Genomic DNA, 3,388 nt, shown 5'->3' on the forward strand with positions numbered 1-3,388 from the left:
CGCCACCGCCCGAGGGGCGGTGGCGGGGCTCAGTCACTCGTCGAGGACCCGCGGGGTCTTTAGACGTCGAAGTAGAGCTCGAACTCGTGCGGGTGCGGCCGCAGCTGGAGCGGAGCGATCTCGTTGGTGCGCTTGTAGTCGATCCACGTCTCGATCAGGTCGGAGGTGAAGACACCGCCCTGGAGGAGGAACTCGTGGTCGGACTCGAGCGCGTCGAGGACGGCCGGGAGGGAGGTCGGGACCTGCGGGACGCCCGCGTGCTCCTCGGGGGCCAGCTCGTAGAGGTCCTTGTCGATCGGCTCGGCCGGCTCGATCTTGTTCTTGACGCCGTCCAGGCCCGCGAGCAGGAGCGCGGAGAAGGCCAGGTACGGGTTGCCGGAGGAGTCCGGGGCGCGGAACTCGACGCGCTTGGCCTTCGGGTTGGAGCCCGTGATCGGGATGCGCATCGCGGCCGAGCGGTTACGCTGCGAGTACACCAGGTTGACCGGCGCCTCGAAGCCCGGGACCAGGCGGTGGTAGGAGTTCACCGTCGGGTTGGTGAAGGCCAGCAGCGACGGGGCGTGCTTGAGGATGCCGCCGATGTAGTAGCGGGCGGTGTCCGAGAGGCCCGCGTAGCCCTGCTCGTCGTAGAACAGCGGGGAGCCGCCCTGCCACAGCGACTGGTGGACGTGCATGCCCGAGCCGTTGTCACCGAAGATCGGCTTCGGCATGAAGGTCGCGGTCTTGCCGTTCTTCCACGCCACGTTCTTGACGATGTACTTGAACAGCATCAGGTCGTCGGCCGCGGCCAGCAGCGTGTTGAACTTGTAGTTGATCTCGGCCTGGCCGGCGGTGCCCACCTCGTGGTGCTGGCGCTCGACCTGGAGGCCGGCGCGGTCCAGCTCGAGGCTGATCTCGGCGCGCAGGTCGGCGAAGTGGTCGACCGGCGGGGTCGGGAAGTAGCCGCCCTTGTACCGGACCTTGTAGCCGCGGTTGTCCTCCAGCGCACCCGTGTTCCAGGCGCCCGCCTCGGAGTCGATGTGGTAGAAGGCCTCGTTCGCCTTGGTCTCGAAGCGCACGCTGTCGAAGACGTAGAACTCGGCCTCGGGACCGAAGTACGCGGTGTCCGCGATGCCGGTGGAGGCGAGGTAGGCCTCGGCCTTCTTGGCGATGTTGCGCGGGTCGCGGCTGTACTGCTCGCCCGTGATCGGGTCGTGGATAAAGAAGTTGATGTTGAGCGTCTTGTCGCGGCGGAACGGGTCGACACGCGCCGTCGACAGGTCGGCACGCAGCGCCATGTCCGACTCGTGGATCGCCTGGAAGCCACGGATCGACGAGCCGTCGAAGGCCAGCTCCTCGTGCGGGTCGAACGCCTCCGCCGGTACGGTGAAGTGCTGCATGACGCCGGGAAGGTCACAGAACCGGACGTCGACGAACTTGACGTCCTCGTCCGAGATGAACTTCCGAGCGTCGTCGGCGTTCTGGAACATCCAACTCCTCCTAGCCCGGCCGCGGGGGGACGGGGATTTGTTCGGTCGCGCGGTCCGTGAGCATGGCGCGCTGCCGCCGACGATAAGCAGACGGGATTTCCCGGGCATGACCCGTTTGTTTCACCCAGGTTAACCGGGTCAGGGGCCGTTACGGGCGTATGCGGGCCGTCGCAGTACCGTATGGAGCGTGGACAAGAGGCAAGCAATCGGATCCTGGCTTTCCGGCCCTCGCGCGGCCGCCGAGGAGATGGGCGTCGACCTGGGCTACCGCGGCCAGGGCCTGGGGCTGCCCGAGAACGGACCGGGTGCGATCGCACCGCTCGGGCGCCGCCTCGGGGCGCTCTTCATCGACTGGGGCCTGTGCGTGCTCATCTCGTACGCGCTGCTGGCGGGCCGCAATCCGCAGGTCGCCGGGAACTGGGCGCTGCTCGTCTTCCTCGTCCTCAGCCTGCTGACCGTGGGCACCGTCGGCGCGACCCCCGGCAAGCTGCTGCTCAGGCTGCGGGTGGTCGGCGAGGGCGGGGCGCGGCTCAGCCTGCCGCGGGCCGTGCTGCGCAGCGTGCTGCTGGTGCTCGTCATCCCCGCGGTCGTCTTCGACCGCGACACCCGCGGGCTGCACGACCGGCTCTCCCGGGCGGTGCAGATCCGCGTCTAGGCCGTCCGGGCCCGGGGTTGCCCACCGATTGCATACGAAAGGCGGCCCGGGACTTCCTGTCCCGGGCCGCCTTCGTTACGTGGAGTCTCGGCGTACGGCCGCTCAGCGGCCCTTCGGCATGCGCATGCCCTTGGGCATCGGGCCCTTCGGGATCGGCATGTTGCTCATGAGGTCGCCCAGCGCCCGCAGCCGCTCGTTCACGACCGTCACCTGCGCGCCTGGCAGCACCCGCGGCAGCTTCAGCAGCGTGGTGCGGAGCTTCTTGATCGGCACCTGGCCCTCGTCGGTGCCGACGATCACATCGTGCACCGGGACGTCCGACACGATGCGGGCCATGCGCTTCTTCTCGGCGGCCAGCATGCCCTTGAGCCGGTTCGGGTTGCCCTCGCCGACGAGCACGATGCCCGCCTTGCCGACGGCCCGGTGGATGACGTCCTGGTTGCGGTTCATCGCCACCGCCGGGGTCACCGACCAGCCGCGGCCCACGTTCTCCAGAACGGCTGCGGCCGCGCCCGGCTGGCCCTCCATCTGTCCGAAGGCCGCCCGCTCGGCGCGGCGGCCGAAAATGATCGCCATCGCGAGGAAGGCCAGGACGAAGCCCAGGATGCCCAGGAAGACGGGGTGACCGATCAGGAAGCCGATGCCGAGGAGGACACCGAAGGTGATGATCCCCACGCCGGCGACGACAAGGCCGACCTTGGAGTCGACCCGTTTGGTCATCTTGTAGGTCAGGGCGATCTGCTTCAGTCGCCCGGGGTTCTCGGATGTTTCCTTCCTCGCCATAAGGCGAAGTTTACGTGGCCTGGGAAGCCCCGGCGGACACGGCCTCCAGTACGTGCTGGGCCTCGGTCCGGTCCTTGGCGCGGCGACGGTCCTCCAGGACCGCGGTCCAGGCGTTGCGCCGGGCTGTGCGCTGGCCGCCGCGCAGCAGCAGTCCCTCCAGGGCGAGCAGCGCGTCGGTCACGGACGGGCGTACGGGCGCAGCCGGCATGGGTACCCCTCGGGAGCGGCGGATTATCACGAACGCACGCAGCTATGAGCGGTGCGTGGTTTTATCGTTACCCAATGGTGTTACCAGTGTGTGACCGGTCGGTCAAACACCGATGAAGCCTTGGAGCGGCCTGCTATTGCGGCTGTGACCTGCGGCTTTGTAAAGCGCATGGAAGGGACGGTGTGCCCGTCCTCACACAGCGTGTTGGTCACACCGACGGTTGCGGCGACAGGTGCGCACAGCAGAGGGCGGCGCGAACCAGCCGGTTCGCGC

Annotated in this window: 4 protein-coding genes; 1 reads left to right on the forward strand and 3 read right to left on the reverse strand. The window is 68.3% G+C overall.

Features of this window, described 5'->3' with window-relative positions; translation table 11 throughout:
• Nucleotides 1-59: 59 nt before the first annotated feature.
• The gene (glnA, locus tag EEJ42_RS32890) at nt 60-1,469 is read right to left on the reverse strand and encodes a type I glutamate--ammonia ligase (protein WP_123105629.1); all 1,410 of its coding nucleotides are present in this window, start codon (nt 1,467-1,469) and stop codon (nt 60-62) included.
• A 187-nt stretch (nt 1,470-1,656) separates the two neighbouring features.
• On the opposite strand from glnA, the gene EEJ42_RS32895 reads away from it, so the two are divergent.
• Complete coding sequence (locus EEJ42_RS32895; RefSeq protein ID WP_123105631.1) at nt 1,657-2,124, forward strand: RDD family protein; 468 nt, start codon at nt 1,657-1,659, stop codon at nt 2,122-2,124.
• Between the two features lie 102 nt (nt 2,125-2,226).
• Here EEJ42_RS32895 and EEJ42_RS32900 read toward each other — a convergent pair whose 3' ends face one another.
• The gene (locus EEJ42_RS32900) at nt 2,227-2,907 is read right to left on the reverse strand and encodes a DUF4191 domain-containing protein (protein WP_123105633.1); all 681 of its coding nucleotides are present in this window, start codon (nt 2,905-2,907) and stop codon (nt 2,227-2,229) included.
• Between the two features lie 10 nt (nt 2,908-2,917).
• A complete protein-coding gene (locus tag EEJ42_RS32905) occupies nt 2,918-3,115 on the reverse strand; it encodes an SCO2195 family GlnR-regulated protein (RefSeq protein WP_123105635.1) in 198 nt (65 codons plus the stop codon).
• Nucleotides 3,116-3,388 lie beyond the last annotated feature (273 nt).

Source organism: Streptomyces botrytidirepellens (assembly GCF_003721215.1).
Taxonomy (GTDB): domain Bacteria; phylum Actinomycetota; class Actinomycetes; order Streptomycetales; family Streptomycetaceae; genus Streptomyces; species Streptomyces himastatinicus.

Bases quoted from the DNA above. Each gene is read 5' to 3' on its own strand.
- EEJ42_RS32905 (WP_123105635.1), bottom strand. From the start codon at position 3,115: ATGCCGGCTGCGCCCGTACGCCCGTCCGTGACCGACGCGCTGCTCGCC.
- glnA (WP_123105629.1), bottom strand. From the start codon at position 1,469: ATGTTCCAGAACGCCGACGACGCTCGGAAGTTCATCTCGGACGAGGAC.
- EEJ42_RS32900 (WP_123105633.1), bottom strand. From the start codon at position 2,907: ATGGCGAGGAAGGAAACATCCGAGAACCCCGGGCGACTGAAGCAGATC.